Origin of the sequence: Streptomyces stoeckheimensis, from assembly GCF_045822005.1 — a bacterium.
In the GTDB taxonomy this organism is placed as follows: Bacteria; Actinomycetota; Actinomycetes; order Streptomycetales; family Streptomycetaceae; genus Streptomyces; species Streptomyces stoeckheimensis.
The window spans coordinates 1,059,152-1,079,736 of record NZ_CP169550.1 but is presented as its reverse complement, the minus strand read 5'-3'; the positions used below and the strand labels follow the sequence as shown (position 1 = coordinate 1,079,736).

Below are 20,585 nucleotides of genomic sequence, written 5' to 3'. Positions count from 1 at the left end.
TTGTCTGTCTGCTTAGTTGCGGACGGTGCGGTTGGTGGGCTGGAAGCGGCGCAGCCGCAGGCTGTTAGTGACGACGAACACCGAGGAACTCGCCATGGCGGCCCCGGCGATGAGGGGGTTGAGCAGGCCGAGGGCGGCCAGTGGCAGGGCGGCGACGTTGTAGGCGAAGGCCCAGAAGAGGTTGCCCTTGATGGTGGCGAGGGTCTTGCGGGCGAGGCGGATCGCGTCGGCGGCGCCGCGCAGGTCGCCCTTGACCAGGGTGAGGTCGGCGGCGGCGATGGCCGCGTCCGTGCCGGTGCCCATGGCGAGTCCGAGGTCGGCCTGGGCGAGGGCTGCGGCGTCGTTGACGCCGTCGCCGACCATCGCCACGACCTTGCCCTGGGCCTGCAGGCGCTTGATCTCGGCGACCTTGTCCTCGGGGTGGACCTCGGCGATGACGGTTTCAATGCCGACCTCCGCCGCCACGTGCCGAGCGGCGGCGGTGTTGTCGCCGGTGAGCAGCACGGGGGTAAGCCCGAGTGCCTTGAACTGGGCGACGGCTTCGGCACTGGTCACCTTCACGGTGTCGGAGACGACCAGTGCGGCACGCACTTCCTCGTCCCAGGCGGCGAAGACGACCGTACGGCCGGCCTGTTCGGCCTGCTCCTGGGCGAGGGCCAGCGCGGGCGGGATCTCCATGCCCCACTGGCCGGTGAGCCAGCTCGCCCGGCCTGCCAGCACCCGGCGTCCGTCTACGGTGCCGGTGACGCCACGCCCGGCGTGGTTGGCGAAGTCGGTGACGGGCGCGAGGTCGCCGTGCTGCTCCTCGGCCGCGTCCGCGATCGCGCGGGCGATCGGGTGCTCGCTGGCGTACTCCATCGCGCCCGCCAGGCGCAGGATCTCGCCCCGGTGCTCGCCCTCGGCCGCCACGACATCGGCCAGGCGCATCCGGCCCTCGGTGACGGTGCCGGTCTTGTCCAGCACGATCGTGTCGATCTTGCGGGTGGACTCTAGTACTTCGGGGCCCCGGATCAGCAGGCCGAGCTGGGCGCCCCGCCCCGTGCCGACCATCAGCGCCGTCGGCGTGGCCAGGCCCAGGGCGCACGGGCAGGCGATGATGAGCACCGCCACCGCTGCCGTCAGGGCGATGGCAGACGGATACCCGAGCACGAGCCACGCGAACAGGGTCTCGGCCGCGATCAGGATCACGATCGGCACGAAGATCGCCGAGATCGAGTCGGCGAGGCGCTGCACGGCCGCCTTGCCGGTCTGTGCCTCCTCCACCAGGCGGGCGATCTGCGCGAGTTTGGTGTCCGACCCGATACGGGAGGCCCGTACGACGAGCCGGCCCCCGGCGTTGACGGTCGCGCCGGTGACCGCGTCACCCGGGCCGACCTCCACCGGCAGCGATTCCCCGGTCAGCAGCGATTCGTCCACCGCCGAGGAACCCTCGACCACCACCCCGTCGGTGGCGATCTTCTCCCCGGGCCGTACGACGAACTCCGCGCCCACCGCGAGCTGATCGATCGGCACCCGTACTTCTCGCCCGTCCCGCAGCACGGTGACTTCCTTGGCGCCCAGGTCCATCAGGGCCCGGATCGCGTCCCCGGCACGCCTGCGGGCGCGGGCCTCGAAGTAGCGGCCGGCCAGGATGAACGCGGTCAGCGCCGCGGCCACCTCCAGATACACCTCGGCCGCCGCGCCGTGCTGGCCGGAGCGGGGCAACAGCGAGACCTCCATCCGCATCCCCGGCTCGCCCGCCCCACCGAGGAACAGCGCGTACACGCTCCACACCCAGGCCGCGAGCACACCCAGCGAAACCAGGGTGTCCATGGTCACTGCCCGGTGCCGCAGGTTGAGGGCGGCGGCGCGGTGGAACGGCCACGCGCCCCACAGCGCCACGGGCGAGGCGAGCGCGAAGGCCAGCCACTGCCAGAACCGGAACTGCGTGGCGGGCACCATCGACAGCACGACCACGGGCACGGTCAGCGCTGCCGAGACCAGCAGCCGATCCCGCAGCGCCCGCACATGACGGCCTTCCGCGTCCTCCACCGCGACCGCCTTCGTGCCCGCCGGGGCGGGCGCGGGTGGTGCGGGGAGCGAGGCGCCGTAGCCGGTGGCCTTCACCGCGTCGATCAGCTGCTGCGGTGTCACGTCAGCCGGGTGGGAGACGCGGGCGCCGGCGGTGGCGAAGTTCACCGACGCGCTCACGCCGGGCAGCCTGCTCAGCTTCCGCTCGATCCGCGCCGCGCAGGACGCGCAGGTCATACCCGTGATCGACAGGTCGACGGTGTTCACCGGCTCGCTCACGTCGGGAGCCTGACCCGGTATTTCGGTGGTGGTCATGCGACGGTCGTCCTTACTCATCGGCGTGGGTCAGTTCCATGGGGCGTTTGCGAATGGCGCCACGACGGCGAATCCCTGGCCCGGCGCGGGGTGCAGGCTCAGCTCGCGCCCGTACAAGCGGCGCAGTACGTCGGGCGGCTGGTGATAGCAGAAGACCGAGGCCCCGGCTCCGACGATGGCGGGGGTGTCGAGGAACAGGGGCAGCTCGGCCAGGAAGTAGCGCACCGCGGATTCGATCTGCCGCTCGTCCGGTGGCCCGCCGTCGGGCAGCCTGCCCGCGAGCACCCAGCCGGCGGCCTCCTGACAGGCCGCCCGGAAGCCCTCGTCGCGGCCGTACTGCTCGCACCCCTGTGCGTGCAGCCGCGCGAAAGCGGCATTGCCGTCCAGCTCGGCCCACCCCAGGACACGGTCCTCGGGGTCCGCCACACCCAGGCCGGTCAGAGCGGCACGGATCTTGTTCCGCGTGTACTGCCCCTGCCGGCGTGCCTTCCACGCGGCCCGCTCGGGCGTGTATCCGAGAGCCTCCAACGTGAAGGCGCTCGCCGCGTCAGGGACGAAGAAATCCACCCGAGCGAACCGTTCCAGCCCCCATTCGGCCAGCTCCCGGATCCGCTCGGCGGAGAAGTAGCCGTTGAACGGGCTGATCCCGATACACGCGTGCTCGGCGCGTGCCGCCACGGCGCCGCACTCCGCGCTCATGGGAGTGACCGCCATGGCCGGTGCGGTGCCGTCCTGTCGCTGGGTCGTCATGTTCCGGACGCTAAAACCTTGCCCCATGGGCAAGGTCAAGCGCACACTGGCAACATCCCCCCTACGCCGAGGAGAACCGCCCGTGCTGACCGTCGGCCGCGTCGCCAAACAGGCCGGAATGAGCCCCAAGGCCGTACGCCTCTACGAGGCCAACGGCCTCATCGACCCGCCCGAGCGCACCGCCGCCGGGTACCGCACGTACTCCGGCCAGGTCGTGCCCAACCTGCGGTTCATCCGCCAGGCCCAGGCCCTCGGCCTGAGCCTCAAACAGATCAAAGCCATCCTCGACCTGCAGCGCCAGGGCCAGCAGCCCTGCACCCTGGTCACCGGCCTCCTCGACGAACACCTCGCCGAAATAGACCAGCGCATCGCCGACCTCATGGCCCTGCGCACCACACTCAAGGCCGCCCGCGACCGCGCCGACCAGGCGGCGGGCCGCGGTGAGCCCGGTGTCATCTGCCACATCATCGAGGACACGCCGACACCATCCGGCAGCCGGACGGCCTGACCGTTTCTCTCTCAGCGGTGGTTGTGGCGCGGGTGGTGGTGCCCGTCCGTTGCGCCCTCGCCCTCGCCCTCGCCCTCGGGGGCGGTGCTGGCGGGGTGGCCCGGAGCGCGGAGGCCGGTGAGGGTGACGGCGACGAGCCTGCGCACGGCGGCCTGGGACGGCGCCCCGGAGGCCGCGCTGAGGGCGTGGAGGCAGTAGTCGGCCAGTTCGTCGGCTGAGACGTCATCGCGGAGTTCGCCGCTCCGCGCGCCTTCGATCAGCAGATCCCGCAGGAGGTCGTGCAGCTGCCGGTGGGCTTGGGCGATGTGCTCACCCTGGTGCAGGAGCGCGGCCACTTCGGTGCCGTGGTGCTCCTTGCGCTCGTGGGTCATGAGCGCGTAGGTGGACAGAACGGCTTCGAGCTGCCGACCCGGCTTGCCGCCCTGGTCCCGTACGGCGGTGAGGCGTTCGAGGTGTCCGGCGACCCGCCGCTCGTGCCAGGCGGCCAGGATCGACTCGACGTCCGGGAAGTACTTGTAGAGGGTCGCCCGCCCGATGCCGGTCTCCTGGGCGATGCGCGACATCGTCACCGACAACAGGCCGTGCTCGGCAACCAGGGCGGCGGTGGCGTCCAGGGCCGCCTCGCGCACCGCGTGCCGGTGCGACTCGATCGTCTCGTTCCACAGCTTCGGCATGCTCCGAATATACGCGACGCCGATTACGTGACACTATGACTTGACAGAGACAGTCTGTCTCGCAAAAGTGGTCGACGCAAGGACGGTAGCCACGCGCGACAGCGGAGGAGACACACTCATGACCGGCTCTCCCTCTTCCCCCGGATCGGACCCGGGCCGGCCTCGATGGGTGAAGGCGTTCCTCTACGTCGCCATCGCCCTGGTCCTGGTCTTCCTGATCGTCCACCTCGCGGGCGGCGGCATGGGGGGCCACGGCTGATGGCCGCCATGACGCCCCGGCAGCGCAAGCTCGCGCTCACCGCGCACGTGGCGGCCTCGGTGGGCTGGCTCGGCGCGGTCGCGGCCTTCCTGGCCCTCGCCGCGGTCGGCATGACCGGCCAGAACGCCCAGACAACGCGGGCCATGTACATGGCCATGGAGGTGACCGGCTGGTACGTGATCGTGCCGCTGGCCGCGGCCTCACTGCTGACCGGCGTGATCTCCGCACTCGGGACCACCTGGGGCCTGCTGCGGTACTACTGGGTCGTCGTGAAGCTCGTGATCACCGTCCTGGCGACCATCCTGCTGCTCGTCCACATGGGCCCGGTCAGCTATGTCGCCGGCCTTGCGGCGGGCCCGGACTGGTCCGCCGGTGACCACGCCGGCCTGTCCGGCCAGCTCGTGATCCAGTCCGGCGCCGCCGTGCTGGTGCTCCTCGTGGCCGCGGTCCTGTCGGTGTACAAGCCGCAGGGGCTGACCCGCTACGGGCGCCGGAAGCGGCAACAGCAGCGCACCGTGCCTCCCACTGATGGTGTGGGCGCGCGCTGATCCCGCCCCCTCCCGGCCGCCGAAAGGAGGCCCACCGTGAACGGACGCGGTACGGAACTGATGGCGAAGGCAAGCCGACAGCTGTCGGAGACGGCCCGGTTCTTCGCCACACTCACCGAAGGCGACCTGCGCAGACCCTGCCCGGGTGGGGAGGCCGGTGAAACGGTCGGCGCCCTGGCCGAGCACGTCGCCGAGGGGTACCACCGCCTGGGCGGTCTCGTGCGCGGCACCGCCCATGGCCCGGCATCCGGGCACGGGCACCCCCGGCCGGACGGCCAGGCGTCGACGCCGGCGACCGTGCCGAGGCTGGTCCGCCGCCTGGCCGACGGCGAGGTCCCGATCAGTGAGCTGGCCGGCCTGACGGCCGACCAGCTCGACGGTTCCCCCGCCGATCCCGCACCTCTCCGACGGCACCCGGACCCTCGAACAGGTCGTCGAGGACGTCATCGCCCACCAGGCCGGACACCTCGCCACGCTCCGGCGGGCCGTCGCGTGAGACCGTATTGGTCAGTGGCCGCCGCCGGCGACCGCGAGCTGCTTGGTGAACGTCTTGCCGCCGTCCCGCGACTCGTAGACCCCGTCCTGGGTGGCGGCCAGGAGGAGCTGGGCGTCCACCGCGGTGAGCGCTTGGGGGGCTCCGCCGGGCACCGGCGCGAGCGCCTGCCAGGTGGTACCGCCGTCGGCGCTGCGGTGGAGCCCGCCCGAGGCGTCGATCCCGTACAGCGCATCCGGTGCGGCCCACGAGATGAAGGCCATGACCGGTTGCCTGCCCGCCGCGAAGGTCCGGCCGCCGTCCGTGCTCTTCGCGATCCCGTCGGCGGTGGTGGCCAGTACCGTGTCGGGGTCGGCCGGCGAGACGGCGATGTCGAGCGCCTTCAGGCGGGCCCGGTCGTCCCAAGCGGTTCCGTCCTTGCTGACGCGCAGCAGGCCGTTGGTGCTGTCGTAGCCGTAGATCGTGTCGTGCGCGTAGTCGAGGGAGTGGAAGTCGACCTCGCCGGCCAGGGACCGGGTCTTCCAGGTCTTCCCGGAATCAGTGCTCTCGATCAGGCCCTTGTTGCCGGGCCCGCCGCTGCCCGGAGCCGGGTGCCCGCTGGCCAGGAACGTGCCCGCCTTGGCCACGGTGAAGCCCATGAAGTCGTCCTTGCTGTCACCGATGAGCAGGGCGGTGCCGTCCTGGGCCGGGGTGAAGATTCCGTCGTGGGTGGCGACGTAGAGCCGCTGGTCCGCGGGGTCGATGCCCAGCCCGTGGATGTGGCTGACCGCCGTCTTGGACGATTCGGCGGAGGGTGAGTCGGGGGTGGCCGAGCAGGCGGCCAGTGTGAGTGCGAGGAGCGTGGCGGCGCCCATGCGCCGCAGGAGTGATGGCTTCATTGTCCTTGTCCTGCCGGGGGAGTGGTGTGCGCCCCGTGTTCCGGGCCCTTACACGAAGGGCCCGGAACACGGCGATGGCGTGACGAGGCTCAGAGCCGGTTGAGGATGCTCTGCAGCTGCGTGATCTCGGCGGACTGGGCCTTGATGATGGCGTCGGCGAGCTTCTTGGCGTCGGCGTTGCTGCCGTCCTTCAGCTCGGTCTTGGCCATCTCGACGGCGCCGTTGTGGTGGGCGACCATCAGCTGGGCGAACTTGCGGTCGAAGTCCTTGCCCTTGGCGGCCGTGAGGTCCTTCATCTCCTGCTCGGACATCATCCCGGGCATGCCGCCGTGGCCACCGCCGTGACCTGCGGCAGGCGACTCCGGCTTGCCCCAGGCCGTGAGCCAGGACCGCAGCGTCGTGATCTCGGGGTCCTGGGCCTTCTCGATCTGCCCGGCCAGGGTCTTGATCTCCTGGTCCTCGGCGCGCCCGTCGGCCAGCCCGGCCATCTCCAGGGCCTGCTGGTGGTGAGGGATCATCCCCTGGGCGAACGTGACGTCGGCGTCGTTGAACGCGCCAGCCGAGACGGGCGCGATGGCCTGTGTCGAGGACGCGGGCGAGCTGGCGCTGTCGCCGTCGCCGCAGGCGGCGAGCAGCAGGGCCCCGGCTGCGACGGCTCCCGCCACGGCGAGACGGCGCCGGTTGAGGGGTCGGTGGAGGGAACGCTTGAAGGCGGTCATGTCGGTGTACCTCGTGTGATCGGTGCTGCGAGAGGTGGGCAGGCGTAGGCGCGCGGCAGCCCTGATGGGCGTGGACGTGCGCGGGACGACCGGCCTATATCCGCAGGACCGACAGCTGTGCGAGGTCGGGAGGCATGGGCGGCGGGTTGGGCCGTACGACTGCCAGCACGCGGGCGGAGAGCGCGGTGAGCCAGCCCCGCCGGCCCACGGCGATCGCGTAGAGCAGGGCGGACAGCGCCCAGGTACCGAGGACCGCCAGGCACAACGAGGCCATGTCCATCGCCATGCCGGGACCATCCACCGGAACCGCCGTGGCGCCGGTGGCCACCGGCGTGGTCCATGCGAGGGCAGCCGCAACCGACGAGTGCCCCGCTGGCACGGTGATCGTGTCATCCGGGTGATGCCCGGTGGTGGCGGTGCCGCTGCCGGGCGCCGAGCCCATCGCAGCCGCGTGGGAGGAGGAGCCGGCAGCCGTGCCGGAACCGTCCGAGGGGTGGCCGACGGTGTGCATGACGAGCACGCCGAGTGCGAGCACGGCGACGAACAGCAGCCGTGCCGCCAGGCCCACCACGCGTGCGTACGTCCGCACCATCACTCTTACCTCCGCATCCGACAATAACGACCCGCGGGAGCGCACGCCCCCGCAGGCCGCTCCGGGTCCGTCAGTGGCTATCGCCGTCGCTGTGGCCGGAGGTCGGCTTGGCAGCGCCGCTCTTAGACGAGGCGCTCGGGGCAGGGACGCTGGTGGCGGCGGGTGTGGCGGCCGGCGCGTGCTGCTCGGGCTCGGCTCCCTCCGCGGTGCCGTGGCCGTGTCCGCCGCTCTCGGCAGTTTCCTTGGATGCCGCCACCTGGCGCAGGCCGAAGAAGGTGATGGTCGCGGCCACGAGTACGGCCAGTCCCACTAGGCTGAAGAGGCGTCGCCAGGAGGTGTCAGCGTCCTTGATCACGAACGCGGTGAACGAGACCACCAGGCCCAGCGGGACGAGGACGGCCCCGCGCGCCGGGAAGTCGGCGAAGTGCTGGAGCCCGCCGCTCAACATGCCGATGCCGAAGGACAGCATCAGTGAGGCGCCGATCACGGTCAGCACGCGTGGCAGGCCGGGCCGCTCGCGGGTGAGCACGAATTCATTGAGGATCGTGGCAGCCAGGAAGACCAGCACGCCGTAGACGGCGATCCTGGTGTAGCGGTCGGGATCCAGCGGGTGGTGCACCACCGCGCCGCTGATCAAACCGGCGCCGACGAAGTAGCCGACGTATCCGAGGTAACGGGCGGGCAGGGACAGCCGCCGGGCCTGCCGACTACGGGCTCGGCGCAGCGCGGCCCGCGTGCCGGAAGCGGCGGCGGGGGTCGGGGCGGTGGGGGAGGGGCGGTCGATGAGCTGGTGCGAGGACAAGCGAGCGAACTCCTTGGCTGTGCACATGGCGTGGCTGATCGCTCCACGTCATGTCATGGCGTGAATAGGGTAAAGCGGGATGTATAGGCGTCAGGCGGCTGACGAGTGCCGTCACCAGGACGGCGAGCCCGGCCAGACTGAAGATGCGCCGCCACGAGGTGTCCTCGTCCTTGAGAACGAAGGCGACGAAGCACAGTGCGATGCCGACAGGTATGAGGACTGCGGCGCGGGCCGAAGGGCAGCAGCAGTGAGGCGCCCATGACGGCGAGGGCGCGGGGGAGGGTCGGCCGTCGGCTGGCCAGAACGAACTCGTTGAGAGCCGTGGCGGCCAGGAAGACCAGGACGCCGTATACCGCGATGCGGCTGTAGCGGGCGGGGTCCAACGGGTGGTGGACCACAGCTCCGCTGAGGAGTCCGGCGCCGACGAAGTAGCCACGTAGCGACCGAACAGCCGTGAGGGCCCGCGTTCGGTCCGGCGGCGCAGGACGCCGCTCGATACCGATCGTCGGATCGGATCCGATCCAGCCCTGGCGCTGCCACCAGCCGATCGCCTTGCGCGCGATGGACAGCTCCCGGTTGACGGTGTCGGCGTCCATCTCGTCCGCCCGCGCCGCCGCCAGCTCGGCCAGCACCTCCGGCAGCCCCGGATCGTCGATCGCGGCGACGGGGAAGAGGGCGGCTTCGCGCCCGGCGGTCGGCGCCGGTTCGCCGGTTCGCCGGTGAGGTACCGGTCGACCGCCGCGGTGTACGTGGCCGGAGGAGCGGACAGAGGTACGACGCGGGCGCGCGGCAACCGCGCCTCCGGTCCCTGGCAGGAGCTTGCTCCGGGCTCGGCCCGGCTGACCGACTTCGCCGTCCCCCGGGGGGCGCCGCCCGCTGACCTACGCCACAGGCCCGGCCGACGGCACCGGCATCCGTCTGCCCTAGCCTGCTCCGGCCGCCGGGCGGGTATCCGTATCCCGTGATCACGCTCGGGGTCGAGGAAGAGTTTCTGCTGCTCGACGCCGCCACGGGCCTCCCGGCGCCGCTCGCGGCGAAGGTCCGTACGGTGGCGGGGTTGCGGCCCGGGGTGAGGCAGGAGGAGGTGCAGGCGGAGCTGCTCCAGGCGCAGCTGGAGATCGCCACGCCAGTATGTACCTCGCTCCGCGAGGTGGGCGGCCATCTGCTGCGGATGCGCCACGCGCTCGGTGAGGCGGCCGAGGCTTTCGGCTGCCGGGTCGCCGCCTGCGGCGCCCCTCCGTTGAAGGAGTCGGCGCCGGTCCCCGTGACGGAGAGTCGGCGCTACCTGGAACTGCGGGAGCAGGCGCCGCAGCTGGTGGCGGAGCAGCTGATCAACGGCATGCACATCCATGTCGGTGTCCCGGACCGCGACCGGGGGGTGGCGGTCCTCAACCGCATCCGTGTGTGGCTGCCCGTACTGGTGGCCATGTCAGCCAACTCCCCCTTCTGGGGCGGCAGGGACACCGGCTTCGCCAGCTGGCGCACGGTGGTCTTCGGACGGTGGCCGGTCAGCGGCCCCCCACCCCAGTTCGGCGGCCTCGCCGACCACGAGCGGAGGGTACGGTCCCTCCTGGCCGGCGGGGTCATCCGCGACACCGGCCAGATCTACTGGCAGGCCCGACTGTCCGAGCGCTATCCGACGGTGGAGATCCGGTGCGCGGACGTACAGTTGCACGCCGACGACGCCGTCCTGTTCGCCGGACTGGTCCGTGCGCTGGTCTCCACAGCCCTCCGTGAGGCCGAGACGGACGCCCCCTTGCCCTCCTGGCCGCCCGAGATGCTCCAGGCGGCGAACTGGTACGCCGCGCGGCACGGACTCGGCGGAGCCCTGCTGACGGCCTGCGGTACCAGGCTGAGTGCCCGGGAGATGCTGGACCGGCTGATGCACCACATCTCCCCGGCCCTCGTGGAGGCCGGGGACACCCAGGACGTCACCACCCGGCTCACGCGTTTCCTCCGCCTGGGTACTCCCGCCGACCGCCAGCGCCACGCCTACGCCCACGGCGGCATCCGCGCGGTCGTCGACCTCATCACGGCAACCGTCGAACGGCCGGATGGCGGGAAGTCGGGCGTGTCATGACTCCGGGGAGGCGCAGCAGCCGCCGGGACGGCGCACCGGCGAGGTGGTTGCTCGGCGACATCGGTGCTGCACTGGGGCCGCAGCGGCGTCGGCTTGGCCCGGGGCCCGGGAAGGTTGAGTGCGCTGTCGGAGCCCTCGTCTATCCGGCCGGCACTGGTGCGTGGCGGATTCTGCGCAGGTCGAGCGTGGCACAGTGGAAAGAGCCTCCCAGTGCCTGGACATGGCGGAAAGGAAGGGGCAGCGGCGTCAGACCCAGTGAGACGAGGACCGCCTGGAGCTTTTCGTCGCCGGCTTCGACGACAACGTGCTCGTGGTCAATGACCAGCAGGTTCATGTTCACCCAGGGGCTGGTCATGTAAAGCGGTGGGCTGTGGCGTGGTTCGGGCGTGGGCGCGGGTAGGAGTTCCCAGCCTTCCAGCGGACTGCCGACGAGGTGGACGGGATCGATCCGCTCGGGGTTGTACAGGGCCAGTCCTTCGCGCAAAGGACACAGGGTGGCATCGATGTGCATGGCGTGCGGGTCATCGGGCTGCAGTAGATGGACACGGGTTTCGGAACCGAGCTGGTGGCGCAGGTGGTCAACGCCTGAGCGGTTGGTGACGTGACTGAGCTGACCCACGATCGTCCCAGGGCCCAAGCGCAGGAAGTCGGCGGCGTCCCACGCGGGGCGGCCTTCGCCGATCACCCGGCGCCTGGAGTACGAGGGCCCACTGGCGCGCCGCACCCTCCGTATGATCAAGGCCAACCTGTTCTGGGCGTTCGCCTGCAACGTGGCCGCCGTGCCGCTGGCCGCCCTGGGCATGCGCAACCCGATGATCGCCGGTGCCGCGATGGCCTCTTCGTCCGTCTCCGTCGTCACCAACAGCCTGCGACTGCGCCGCTTCCAGCCGCTGCATCGCTGACCCGCGGGTTCTGTGCTGAGCTGGAGGTGTCCTCAGGCAACGGCGCCCCTGGGAGGCCCGCCATGCCGCACGTCCATCTCGACGCACCCGCGCCGACCCGGCCCGGGGTCCTTCTGACGCGGCGCGATCTGGCGGTCGGCTGGACGCTGATGGTACTGATCGCCGTACTCGCGTGGGTGCTCACGATCGGGCAGGCTCGCCACATGGGGATGGAGCCCGGCACCATGGGCCTGGCGCTTCCCCTCTTCTTGCTGCTGTGGGTGGTCATGATGGCGGCGATGATGCTGCCGTCGGTGGCCCCGGTCGCCATCACCTGGGTAAGGGGGATCAGCCGCCGCTCGGCAGGGCCGGCCCGCGCACTGCACATCGCCGAATTCGTCGGCGGCTATCTCCTGGCCTGGACCGGCTTCGGGCTGCTCGCGTACGGCGCCCTGGCGGCGACCGGACGACTGGTCGAGGGCAATCCGGACGCCGGCCGCTGGATCGGAGCCGGGGCTTTCCTCCTCGCCGGGCTGCACCAGTTCGGGCCGCTGAAACGGGTCTGCCTGCGCCACTGCCGCAATCCCATGTTCCAGCTGCTGCGGTACTCACGGTTCCGGCCGTGGGCGAAGGATCTGCGGGTCGGCGCGCATCACGGCCTGTACTGCGTCGGCTGCTGCTGGGGGCTGATGCTCGTCTTGATCCCGCTCGGCTTCATGAACGTGGCGGCCATGGCGGCCGTGGCCGCGGTGATCTTCCTGGAGAAGCTGTGGCGGCAGGGGCCTTGGCTCACTTGGGCCGTGGGCCTCGTCTTCCTCGTTTTGGCGGCTCTCGCTCCGTTCCAGGACTGGCTGCTGCCGGGCCTGGAGAACGCTCCGCCGATGGAGGAGATGAACCAGATGACGGGCTCGCTCTGACCGGCGGTCTTGTATCCGCCCGCCATGCAGCCCGTCGGCAGCTGAAGTATCCGGCGCTGGAGACACAGAACGGCACGACGAAGTTGACCGCCACCCGCACGGCGGCGGCCGCGTCGGCGTCGCCCGAGGCGATGACGGATCCCTGGTTGACCAGGGACAGTACAGTGCCGACGAGAAGCGCGATCGGTACGCACCGGGACAGCGACGCGCGCGAGAACACGGTCGGCAGCAGGCGTGGCTTCACCTGCGCGGGAGGAGACATGTGACGTCCTCCTCCCGCGTTCGACGGACTGGCCGACTGCGCGCTACCGCCCTACGGGCGCGCCCTCAGGCTGCTCGCTGGAGAACGTGTAGTCGGACTGCTCCCCGTACGCCGGCTCGAAGGACAGGCCGAAGGCGCTCGAAGTGCCGGTCGTACGCCCCAGGGTGAACTCGGGGGAGAACCCGAACATCGCGTTCTTCATCGTCGTAGGACCGCCATCGGGACCGCGAAGAGGCTCGAACGCGAGCTCCGTCTTCCCGCCGACGCTGAGCCGTGGCTTCTCCCCGTCCGTCAGTGAGACGCTCGCCCGCTCCACGCCGAGGTACTCGCCGTAGAACTGGGACAGTTCACCGAACGCACCACCTTCGCGCCCGGACAGAATGCGCTCGAGTGCATCGACTTGCTCGTCGCTGGCACCCTCGTCGACGACGATCCCGACCTTCCAGTTGCCGGCCGTCAGGTTGGAGGGGAAGTGGTTGTAGAAGGCGAACGTCACCCCGGACAGGTCGACGTCGTCCAGGCGCCCGTCCGCCACATGGAAGGCGGCGCATCCGAGGCATTCCTCGCGACCCTGCGGGTCGTGCGGCTTCGCGTCGACGGCGCACCCGCAGACCATTGCGCATGAGCAACCAGCCAGGTAGTTGCCCGAGATACTCCACGTCATAACTGCTCCCGATCGCTGGATGGTTTCCGTCGTCCGACGGTACGGACGACGCCGGCGTCGAGAGCGGCGGGTGGGGAGCGCGCGGACCGCGAGGCGGGCACGCGGCAGGCTGAGGAGCCGAGGTTTACCACGACAGCGGCGGCACAGGTCACCCCGCTGCCCGGGCCAGGGACGTCCAGCGCGATGGCAGCATGCATCTCCGACTCGCCCCTGCGGACGGCGTTCCGGTCCGAGGAGCCAGCCTTTCCCTTCAAGGTTAGGCGCGCCCGCCACGGGTGTACAGATCGCCTCAGCTTCGGTCGCCCCCGCTTTTCCCATAGCGGCAGCGGTGGGAGAATCGACGTGATGGCCCGTGCCACCGAGCGCCTGTGGTGATGTCCGGCGGGGCATTGTCGACCACGTGTTCCCTGCCCGGCGCGGGACCGTGTGGAGGCGATGAAATGTCCGAGACGACAGCGTCCGAGACGACGGCGACCGTCCCGAGGTGGCACGCGGCCGGGGACTGGTTCGACACCTGCAAGTGCAATGTTCCCTGCCCCTGTTCCTTCGCCCAGAAGCCCACCTTCGGTGACTGCGATGGAGTCCTGGCCTGGCACATCCGCGAGGGCAACTACGGAGAGGTACCGCTGGACGGCCTCAACGTGCTCATGCTCGGCTCCTTCGTCGGCAACATATGGGCGGAACACACCGACTCGTACGCGGCGGTATTCCTCGACGAGCGGGCCGACGACGCGCAGCGCGGGGCCTTGCAAATGATCTTCGGCGGCCAGGCGGGCGGCTGGCCCGCCGAGATGGTGACCATGATGGCCGCCGAGATGCGGGGCATGGACTTCGCACCCATCCGGATCGAGGTCGACGAGGACCTCGGCGGCTGGAGGGCCACGATCCCTGGCCGGGTCGAGGCGAGCGCGGTGGCCCTCACGGGGCCGACGACACCGGAGGGCGCGCGCGTCCAGTCGACCAACCTGCCGGGCTCGGAAACGGGGCCGGGCCAGGTCGCCACCTGGGGCCGCGCCACCGCGGACCGCGCCGACGCCTTCGGCTTCCACTGGAGCCGCGAGGGCCAGTCCAGCAAGCACATCACCTTCGACTGGGCGGGACCGGACTAGCGTCTCGAATGAGCTTAGGTTTTCCTGGTTGAGGCTGGGTGTTCTGCCTGGTGCGGCGATGCCGCGCCGGGTGGCGGCGTGGTCTACGTCCGCCACGACCTGCCCTCGTACTGAGCTGGAGAGTCGGGTGTTGAGGGTGCGGCCCTTGCCACGGGCCTCCATGTCCCGCAGATCCTCCAGACAGATCACCATTGCCCGCGCGGCTTGGGCGTGTCCACTCTTACCCGTGAGTGCTCGGTGCGCAGGACGGCAAACTTGGCGGCGGTAGCCGGGTCGGGGCACCGGCCCAGGGCCCGCTGGCTGTCCAGGAGTGCGTGGATGTGTGCGGCTTTGGCCCACAGGCGTTCGGCGTGGATGCGGAGCCGGTCGGCCTTGGCCAGTGCCCCGTTCATACGGAGGAAGACCGGCTGCCCGTCGGTCAGGACGACCGGTTGGGTACCGCTGGATTGGGCGAGGGTGCCGCCGGTGAGGAGGGTGTTGAGTCCGTAGCCGAAGGCCACCGCCCGGCTGTGCCCGGAGCGCACAGCGTCTTGGGCGCAGAGGTGGTGTGGGCGACACCGAGGCCCAGCCGTCCGGCGCGTAGGCGCAGGGTGGGGGTGCGCAGGGCAGCGGTGGAGTCGATGGTGGGCGGCAGGCGGAAACGGATCCGTACCGGATGCCAGTCAGTCTGGGTACGCGGGTCAGGGCGTGCCGGGAGCCGTACGGTCAGCACCGCGTAGTGGGTGGGGTCGTCCTCGCGGCAGGCCAGGGTGGCGAGTTGCTTGTCGGCGGCTGCCAGCACCACCTGACGGCCCCCGCCCGGCGTCTCCTCCAGCTCAAACAGACCAGCGGACGCCGGTACGCGGCGAGGAACCGCGCCACCTGTCGGGTGCGCGAGCGGAAGACGGGACGCGGGCACCGCAGCCCCCTGCGGGCAGGCGTCCCGCAGCGCCGCACTCCTCCTCGGTGCGCTTCATCGGGTCAACACCGGCCAACCACGCCGCCAGGACCGCCGCGCGCCATTCGACCGAGCGCAACATCCGCCCGGCCTGCTCCTCAGCCACCCGACGGACCCGGTCGGGCACATACCCGCTCTCCGGAACGGTCGCGGTTCAGCCCAGAGTCCGCAACGCCGTCCACGCGTTCGACGACAACCACTCACCCGACGCCGCGGCACCCGAAGCGAGCTGCGCCAACTCGGCCCGGCTCCAATGAATGACAGCCGATCACCCCACCAGCTATCGGCTCCACCAGCGCGGCCAGCCAGCCCACCCGCTCACCCAGCGCGGCAGTGTTCAGCACCTCACCACTGATCGTGTCCAGGCCCCGGAACGCGGTCGCGGACGCACAGGCGACCAGCTCCGTTTCCCCCTCACCCAGGCAGGGTGTACGGCCGAAGCTGTGCGTACCTGCTGCTCATGCTCACCAGCATGCCCGCAACCGGGGCCCCGCGGTACGCACACCTGCAATGGCGGCGCTCCCGGGAGCCCCGCCGAGGCCAGGGCCCGGGGCCGGCTCGTCCCGTGTTCCAGGCATCTGCCCTGGTCGTGCCTGGGGATATTGCCTCCCGGAGGTGCCGACGGACAAGATCCCGGGCCGGCGAAGGCGATCCGAGGGCCTTTGGTGAAGTCGAGGGTTGGGCCCCGCTAATAGAGCAGGTGCTTAGAAGGCGCGTGCTCTATCCACTGAGCTACGGGGGCTGACCTGCGAAAACGTGCCCTCCTGACGGTTGATCAGGGGAAGCGTGGGACGCATGTGGGATCTGGGACGGGAACCGCCCCAGCCGCCGGACGTAGCTTCTCACACGACCTTCACAAGGCCGAAGACCCTCCCGGAAACAATCTTGACCCGCCCGCTGTTGCAGAGGACGGAGTCGAGAAGGGGGAGGTGTCGGGCCTGAAGCTGTTCAACACGAAAAGCGGCGTGACCGAGGTCGCGCCGCGTCTGGCCGAGGTCGAGGCCGACGTGCAGGACCTCGTCGAGGCGCACATGCAGACCATGCTCGGCGTCCGGTTCCTGGCGAGCGAATACAGCACCGGACCGGTTCACGGCGGGCGCATCGACTCGCTGGGCCTGGATGAGAACGGTGCGCCGACGGTCATTGAGTACAAACGTGCGACCGACCCGGGGGTCCTCTCGCAGGGCCTGTTCTACATGGCGTGGCTACTAGACCATCGAGCCGAGTTCGGGCACCTGGTCCGCGACCGGCTCGGGTCCCACGCCGCAGCCCAGGTGCTGTGGAGCGCACCGAGGTTGATTTGCGTGGCCGGTGACTTCACCCGCTACGACATTCACGCTGTCCGCGAGCACCGGCATGCCATCGACCTGGTCCGCTACCGGTACTTCGGCAGCGAGCACGTCGGCCTTGAGACGGTAGCCTCCTTCGCCGGCCGCGCGGCGACGCAGAAGGCGGGGAGTCGGAACCGGGGTACGGCGAAGGCGCAGCGGACCGCGACGGAGACCGGGGCCATGGCGGAGCTGGCCGCGGCGGTCGACGAGGTGCTGCTCGGGCTCGGTGATGACCTCACGAAGGTCTCGAACCAGACCTACACCGCGTACCGGCGTATGCAGAACTACGCGTGCCTGGTCCCGCCGAAGAAGGCCAAGCTGCTGGTCTACCTGAAGGCCGACCCGACGACGGTCGACCTCGTGCCCGGCTTCGCGCGTGACGTAACGGGGCTCGGCCACCACGGCACCGGTGACCTGGAGCTGACGCTCCAGTCCGAGCGGGACCTGGAGCGCGCGGCCGACTACTTCCGGCAGAGCTACGCGCTGGCGTGATGGCCCGGTGTCCGTGGCCGGACCACGGGTATTGGAGGAGCGCGAAGCGGGCTGGCGATCTGGGTTCGTGATGGTGCCTCTCGACGGCGCGGGCATGGATGGCGGTGGATTTCCAATGATCCGACGATTCCCCGGTTTGGCTGACCGGGGATCTGCTGCTATGTTCCGCCGCGCCCAGCGGCAGGTGTGCTCGCGGAGTGTGCCTGGACACGATTCGGGCGCACTATCTGCGGGACAGGGGCCCCGCTTCATCCGCCGTACGCGGGGCCTCCCGTACGACCGTTGGACGTGCAGCGTGGCGGTGTAGCGGCAGGATGTCGTCGGCGGTCATCGTTCGTGGTGGGGGAGGTCGTCTTCGTGGATGGCGAGGTAGGTCTCGGCTGTCGCGGCTTCGAGGAGGCCGGGGTCTTCGTCGAGGTCGAGCCATGGGTCGCTGTGGGTGTGGAGCAGTTCCCGCCACGGGCGGTCTCTGCCGTTCTCGAAGGCCGCACGGACGCGGGGCTCGATCCGGGCCCGCTCTTCCTCCTGCTGTTCCCGGAAGACCCTGCGCTGGGTGTGGCGCCGGCGCTCCTCGGCTTCCTCGCTGACGGGTTCGTCGGCCCGAACGTCTTCGGCCCGCATGCCCGGGGTCCGCTCGGCGATGAGCTGGTCCTCGCGATGGAGTTGAGCGCAGGCGGCGAAGAGCTGCCGGGACATGCCCAGGCGCAGTTCGGTGCCGGGTACGCGGTAGGTCAGGAAGTCGTCGAGGCCGAGGAACCGGGCGTACTCCCGGCGGCCGGGCTCGGCGTCGTCGGCGAATTCGGCGCGGGCATCGCTGCGCATGGCGTGGGCGTCCGTGTCGCGCTCCAGGGGCGTGGTGACGCCGCGGGTGCTTCTGCGGCGGTTCGTGCGGTCGGCGGGCAGGGCCACGGTCTTGAGTCGGGAGGGCTGGGCGCCGCTGAGCGCGAGGTACACCAGCATCTGGGCGCGTGCCGTGCCCATGAGGGCGTCGTCGCTGTCGCCGAGATGGTCCTCGGGGGACCCCGGTGGCTGGGGACCAGTGGTGCTGACGGTGGGAGGGAGCGGCGGTTTGCCGGGGTGGTGGTCGTGGTCGATGGTGAGGAACAGGTCGCCCTGGGGCTGGACGCTGGCTCCCACGAGGATCCGCCGGTGGGCGTATTCGTGGAGGACCTTGCTGCCGCCCTGGAGTTGTTTCCAGCCTTCCCAGAGGCGGGGGCTGCGGACGTTCCCGCCCTTGGCCTCGATCATCCAGTACAGGTTCTCCTGCGCGTGCAGGCCCCACAGGTCGGGCAGCTTCGCAGAGGTGCTGACGAACTTGTCGCGGAGGGCGGGGATGGGGCCGCCGTCCTCGATGTGCAGGGTTTGGCCCAGCCCCATCAGTGAGCGGGTTGCCCACTCGGCCATGGTCATGCCCAGGCGGTAGCCGAGGGCGTTCTTCGCGGAGCGTTCGGTTCCGTACTCGTAGACCGGGTTGACGGTCAGGCGGCGGCCCTTGCTGCCGGCCAAGGGGTGCTTGGTGTCGACGGCGTGGGTGCCGAGGTAGGCGTAGAGAGGAGCGACGCGGGCGACGAGCTCGCTGCTGGCCAGCTGGGGCAGTCGCAGGAGGTTCGGGGTGATGTCCCGGCCCACCTCGGTGGCGGCCTTGAGGATCTCCCGCCAGGTGGTGGTGGGCAGGTACCAGCCGTTCTTCGCGGGAAACCCGGAGGTTGCCGGCCATGGTGCCGGCTTCGCGGTCCTCCACTGCTTGAACGGTCGTGCCGCCGGACTGTCGCGGAACACCACGGGTATGTCCACGCTGTCGGTGTACAGGAGGGGCGGGACATCGGCGAAGGGGGAAGGGATCACCGGCCTACTGTGCCACTCACCAGGGATGCTCCCGCATCCTGGGTCTTACGGGCTCCGCCCGTATCCCCAGCTCGGGAGGCCGCCTGGCGGCGAGTTCAGCGTTTGGCCGCGGCCCGGGGCGCCGATGCTGAGGGGCGGGCAACCACGGGCTTCGTCGGCAGGCTGGGCGCGGTTGCTGCGGTGGACTGGGGCTGCCACCGCCCTGGGCCGTACGCGAGTTCGAAGGCGACGTCCTGGATGAGTGCTGCGGGGGCGTAGGTGGAGAGTCGGATGGCCCAGTCGGGGCTGTCGGCCGTGTTTCCGCCCCAGAGGGTCCAGGCCGGCAGGAGGCTTCCCTGCTTGGCGGAGGTGTCGAAACGCAGGCCCGCCTCATGGCCGGCGGTGGGGGGCGCCCAGTCGATCAAACGGGAGCCGACCTTCAGGAGCCAGCCGGCGTCATCCAGGGGGCGGGACGCTTCGGCGAGGTCTTCTTCCGTGACCGGGGTGGGGGTGCCCTGGCCCCAGCTGTCTTCCGAACCGAGGCTGTCCAGCAGGACGCGCATGATCTCGACAGGGGTGGTGGGGGTTGCGGTGGCATGCCACAGACGCTCCCCGACCGGTGACTCGTAGGCGGCGATCGTCCAGGCGTCGTCACCGTGTAGGGCTTCGTGGAGGAACTCGACCCGCAGGGTTAGTGACTCGTGACTGGCGATGGTTGTCTCGTCGTGAGGCCGCCACTTCTCCCACGCATCGTGCTTGGTGAAGAAGTCGGCCAAGAGTGCTTCGTGGTCGCCGGGGGCGTCGACGCTGGCCAGCACTGCTTCCGACGTCGCCTCGCTGGGCGCGATGCTCGGGTCCAGGGTGGGTACAGGCCGGTTGGCGGGCGGTCTGGCGAGGGCTTCCCTGGCGGCGCGCTCGATGTCGGTGAGGGGCGCGGGTCCGGGGCGGACGGCGACGGAGTGCTGGCGGTGGAAGTCCGCCACGGCCTCCGCCTCGGATTCGTAATCCATGGCCTCCTGGCGGAGGTAGTTCTCGCCGTGGAGGTGGACGCTCTTGCCACCTTGGTAGGTGCCGACGGCGACGGTGGTCCAGCCGTCATGGGCATGACAGTGGATGGTCAGGCGGCCGGCGGCGATATCGTCGTGGATCCGCTGGGCTTCGGCGCTGACCTCCCGGATCTCGTCGCGATCGAGGTAGGGCATCGGGTAGTTGCCGTACGTCCACTCGGTGTCGATCTCCTCCTGGAGCGACGGGGTGATCTCCACCGTCGCGCCCACCTCACGGAGCGCTTGTGCGGCCTGGTCGGCGTAGTGGGGCTCGTCGTGGTCGATGCGGGCCAGGACGAGCGTGCTGAGGTCGATGGGGTGGAAGCCGCGATAGGACAGCGCGGTGCGTGCGAGGTTCTGACTGGACTCGGGGCCGGCGAGGGTGGCGGTTACGGCGCTGCTGTGGTCGGGGTGGAGAGCAAGGGAAATGTGGGCGTCGCTGAGGCCGGGCTGGGGCATGGGGCTCGATTCCGGGGCCCGGCCGGCGTGCTGCT

At 70.4% G+C, this 20,585-nt stretch carries 20 protein-coding genes and 2 pseudogenes; 8 read left to right on the top strand and 14 right to left on the bottom strand.

The window, feature by feature from the left end:
• Positions 1-12: 12 nt before the first annotated feature.
• The gene (locus tag ACE1OC_RS05015) at positions 13-2,325 is read right to left on the bottom strand and encodes a heavy metal translocating P-type ATPase (protein ID WP_266445197.1); all 2,313 of its coding nucleotides are present in this window, start codon (positions 2,323-2,325) and stop codon (positions 13-15) included.
• Positions 2,326-2,355: 30 nt separating this feature from the next.
• Complete coding sequence (locus tag ACE1OC_RS05010; RefSeq protein WP_266445200.1) at positions 2,356-3,075, bottom strand: tRNA-dependent cyclodipeptide synthase; 720 nt, start codon at positions 3,073-3,075, stop codon at positions 2,356-2,358.
• 82 nt (positions 3,076-3,157) lie between these two features.
• Between ACE1OC_RS05010 and ACE1OC_RS05005 the strand changes: the two genes are divergently transcribed.
• The gene (locus ACE1OC_RS05005; RefSeq protein ID WP_266445202.1) at positions 3,158-3,583 is read left to right on the top strand and encodes a heavy metal-responsive transcriptional regulator; all 426 of its coding nucleotides are present in this window, start codon (positions 3,158-3,160) and stop codon (positions 3,581-3,583) included.
• An 11-nt stretch (positions 3,584-3,594) separates the two neighbouring features.
• Here ACE1OC_RS05005 and ACE1OC_RS05000 read toward each other — a convergent pair whose 3' ends face one another.
• Positions 3,595-4,257 carry a TetR/AcrR family transcriptional regulator gene (locus ACE1OC_RS05000; protein ID WP_407835924.1) on the bottom strand — a complete coding sequence of 221 codons (663 nt, stop codon included), beginning with the start codon at positions 4,255-4,257 and terminating at the stop codon, positions 3,595-3,597.
• Between the two features lie 118 nt (positions 4,258-4,375).
• Here ACE1OC_RS05000 and ACE1OC_RS04995 point away from each other — a divergent pair, with 118 nt between their 5' ends.
• Both ACE1OC_RS04995 and ACE1OC_RS04990 read left to right on the top strand, forming a co-directional pair.
• Positions 4,376-4,516 carry a hypothetical protein gene (locus tag ACE1OC_RS04995; protein ID WP_266445206.1) on the top strand — a complete coding sequence of 47 codons (141 nt, stop codon included), beginning with the start codon at positions 4,376-4,378 and terminating at the stop codon, positions 4,514-4,516.
• Entirely contained in the window at positions 4,516-5,064 is a 549-nt protein-coding gene (locus ACE1OC_RS04990) for a hypothetical protein (RefSeq protein ID WP_407835923.1), read from the top strand. The genes ACE1OC_RS04995 and ACE1OC_RS04990 overlap by 1 nt, the downstream gene beginning before the upstream one ends.
• A 507-nt stretch (positions 5,065-5,571) precedes the next feature.
• On the opposite strand, the gene ACE1OC_RS04985 is transcribed toward ACE1OC_RS04990, so the two are convergent.
• The 5 genes from ACE1OC_RS04985 to ACE1OC_RS04965 form a co-directional block, all read right to left on the bottom strand.
• The gene (locus tag ACE1OC_RS04985; RefSeq protein WP_266445212.1) at positions 5,572-6,435 is read right to left on the bottom strand and encodes a F510_1955 family glycosylhydrolase; all 864 of its coding nucleotides are present in this window, start codon (positions 6,433-6,435) and stop codon (positions 5,572-5,574) included.
• Positions 6,436-6,524: 89 nt separating this feature from the next.
• A complete protein-coding gene (locus ACE1OC_RS04980; protein ID WP_407835922.1) occupies positions 6,525-7,154 on the bottom strand; it encodes a DUF305 domain-containing protein in 630 nt (209 codons plus the stop codon).
• Between the two features lie 94 nt (positions 7,155-7,248).
• The gene (locus ACE1OC_RS04975) at positions 7,249-7,746 is read right to left on the bottom strand and encodes a hypothetical protein (protein ID WP_266445218.1); all 498 of its coding nucleotides are present in this window, start codon (positions 7,744-7,746) and stop codon (positions 7,249-7,251) included.
• Positions 7,747-7,816: 70 nt separating this feature from the next.
• Positions 7,817-8,548 (bottom strand): hypothetical protein, encoded by a 732-nt coding sequence (locus tag ACE1OC_RS04970; RefSeq protein ID WP_266445221.1) that lies wholly within the window; start codon positions 8,546-8,548, stop codon positions 7,817-7,819.
• 53 nt (positions 8,549-8,601) lie between these two features.
• Positions 8,602-9,180 (bottom strand): hypothetical protein, encoded by a 579-nt coding sequence (locus ACE1OC_RS04965; RefSeq protein WP_266494365.1) that lies wholly within the window; start codon positions 9,178-9,180, stop codon positions 8,602-8,604.
• A gap of 329 nt (positions 9,181-9,509) precedes the next feature.
• Here ACE1OC_RS04965 and ACE1OC_RS04960 point away from each other — a divergent pair, with 329 nt between their 5' ends.
• Positions 9,510-10,628 (top strand): carboxylate-amine ligase, encoded by a 1,119-nt coding sequence (locus ACE1OC_RS04960; protein WP_407835921.1) that lies wholly within the window; start codon positions 9,510-9,512, stop codon positions 10,626-10,628.
• Positions 10,629-10,767: 139 nt separating this feature from the next.
• Here ACE1OC_RS04960 and ACE1OC_RS04955 read toward each other — a convergent pair whose 3' ends face one another.
• Positions 10,768-11,313 carry a hypothetical protein gene (locus ACE1OC_RS04955; RefSeq protein WP_407835920.1) on the bottom strand — a complete coding sequence of 182 codons (546 nt, stop codon included), beginning with the start codon at positions 11,311-11,313 and terminating at the stop codon, positions 10,768-10,770.
• Positions 11,314-11,338: 25 nt separating this feature from the next.
• On the opposite strand from ACE1OC_RS04955, the pseudogene ACE1OC_RS04950 reads away from it, so the two are divergent.
• Positions 11,339-11,530, top strand: a pseudogene (locus ACE1OC_RS04950) (hypothetical protein); the annotation flags it as partial.
• Positions 11,531-11,592: 62 nt separating this feature from the next.
• The gene (locus ACE1OC_RS04945; protein ID WP_266445229.1) at positions 11,593-12,426 is read left to right on the top strand and encodes a DUF2182 domain-containing protein; all 834 of its coding nucleotides are present in this window, start codon (positions 11,593-11,595) and stop codon (positions 12,424-12,426) included.
• A gap of 55 nt (positions 12,427-12,481) precedes the next feature.
• On the opposite strand, the pseudogene nrtS reads toward ACE1OC_RS04945, so the two are convergent.
• Positions 12,482-12,688: pseudogene (gene nrtS / locus ACE1OC_RS04940) on the bottom strand (nitrate/nitrite transporter NrtS); the annotation flags it as partial.
• A gap of 43 nt (positions 12,689-12,731) precedes the next feature.
• Positions 12,732-13,352 carry a DUF1326 domain-containing protein gene (locus ACE1OC_RS04935; RefSeq protein ID WP_053682911.1) on the bottom strand — a complete coding sequence of 207 codons (621 nt, stop codon included), beginning with the start codon at positions 13,350-13,352 and terminating at the stop codon, positions 12,732-12,734.
• Between the two features lie 440 nt (positions 13,353-13,792).
• Here ACE1OC_RS04935 and ACE1OC_RS04930 point away from each other — a divergent pair, with 440 nt between their 5' ends.
• The gene (locus ACE1OC_RS04930) at positions 13,793-14,461 is read left to right on the top strand and encodes a DUF1326 domain-containing protein (protein WP_266445237.1); all 669 of its coding nucleotides are present in this window, start codon (positions 13,793-13,795) and stop codon (positions 14,459-14,461) included.
• 185 nt (positions 14,462-14,646) lie between these two features.
• On the opposite strand, the gene ACE1OC_RS04925 is transcribed toward ACE1OC_RS04930, so the two are convergent.
• A complete protein-coding gene (locus ACE1OC_RS04925; RefSeq protein ID WP_266494370.1) occupies positions 14,647-14,985 on the bottom strand; it encodes a hypothetical protein in 339 nt (112 codons plus the stop codon).
• Positions 14,986-16,327: 1,342 nt separating this feature from the next.
• Here ACE1OC_RS04925 and ACE1OC_RS04920 point away from each other — a divergent pair.
• Positions 16,328-17,221 (top strand): DUF5655 domain-containing protein, encoded by an 894-nt coding sequence (locus tag ACE1OC_RS04920; RefSeq protein WP_266445242.1) that lies wholly within the window; start codon positions 16,328-16,330, stop codon positions 17,219-17,221.
• A gap of 327 nt (positions 17,222-17,548) precedes the next feature.
• On the opposite strand, the gene ACE1OC_RS04915 is transcribed toward ACE1OC_RS04920, so the two are convergent.
• A complete protein-coding gene (locus tag ACE1OC_RS04915; protein WP_266445244.1) occupies positions 17,549-19,066 on the bottom strand; it encodes a gamma-glutamyltransferase in 1,518 nt (505 codons plus the stop codon).
• Between the two features lie 95 nt (positions 19,067-19,161).
• Complete coding sequence (locus ACE1OC_RS04910; protein WP_266445247.1) at positions 19,162-20,550, bottom strand: DUF317 domain-containing protein; 1,389 nt, start codon at positions 20,548-20,550, stop codon at positions 19,162-19,164.
• Positions 20,551-20,585: the final 35 nt, after the last annotated feature.

Bases quoted from the DNA above. Each gene is read 5' to 3' on its own strand.
- ACE1OC_RS05015 (WP_266445197.1), bottom strand. From the start codon at position 2,325: ATGACCACCACCGAAATACCGGGTCAGGCTCCCGACGTGAGCGAGCCG.
- ACE1OC_RS05010 (WP_266445200.1), bottom strand. From the start codon at position 3,075: ATGACGACCCAGCGACAGGACGGCACCGCACCGGCCATGGCGGTCACT.
- ACE1OC_RS05000 (WP_407835924.1), bottom strand. From the start codon at position 4,257: ATGCCGAAGCTGTGGAACGAGACGATCGAGTCGCACCGGCACGCGGTG.
- ACE1OC_RS04995 (WP_266445206.1), top strand. From the start codon at position 4,376: ATGACCGGCTCTCCCTCTTCCCCCGGATCGGACCCGGGCCGGCCTCGA.
- ACE1OC_RS04990 (WP_407835923.1), top strand. From the start codon at position 4,516: ATGGCCGCCATGACGCCCCGGCAGCGCAAGCTCGCGCTCACCGCGCAC.
- ACE1OC_RS04985 (WP_266445212.1), bottom strand. From the start codon at position 6,435: ATGAAGCCATCACTCCTGCGGCGCATGGGCGCCGCCACGCTCCTCGCA.
- ACE1OC_RS04980 (WP_407835922.1), bottom strand. From the start codon at position 7,154: ATGACCGCCTTCAAGCGTTCCCTCCACCGACCCCTCAACCGGCGCCGT.
- ACE1OC_RS04975 (WP_266445218.1), bottom strand. From the start codon at position 7,746: ATGGTGCGGACGTACGCACGCGTGGTGGGCCTGGCGGCACGGCTGCTG.
- ACE1OC_RS04945 (WP_266445229.1), top strand. From the start codon at position 11,593: ATGCCGCACGTCCATCTCGACGCACCCGCGCCGACCCGGCCCGGGGTC.
- ACE1OC_RS04935 (WP_053682911.1), bottom strand. From the start codon at position 13,352: ATGACGTGGAGTATCTCGGGCAACTACCTGGCTGGTTGCTCATGCGCA.
- ACE1OC_RS04930 (WP_266445237.1), top strand. From the start codon at position 13,793: ATGTCCGAGACGACAGCGTCCGAGACGACGGCGACCGTCCCGAGGTGG.
- ACE1OC_RS04910 (WP_266445247.1), bottom strand. From the start codon at position 20,550: ATGCCCCAGCCCGGCCTCAGCGACGCCCACATTTCCCTTGCTCTCCAC.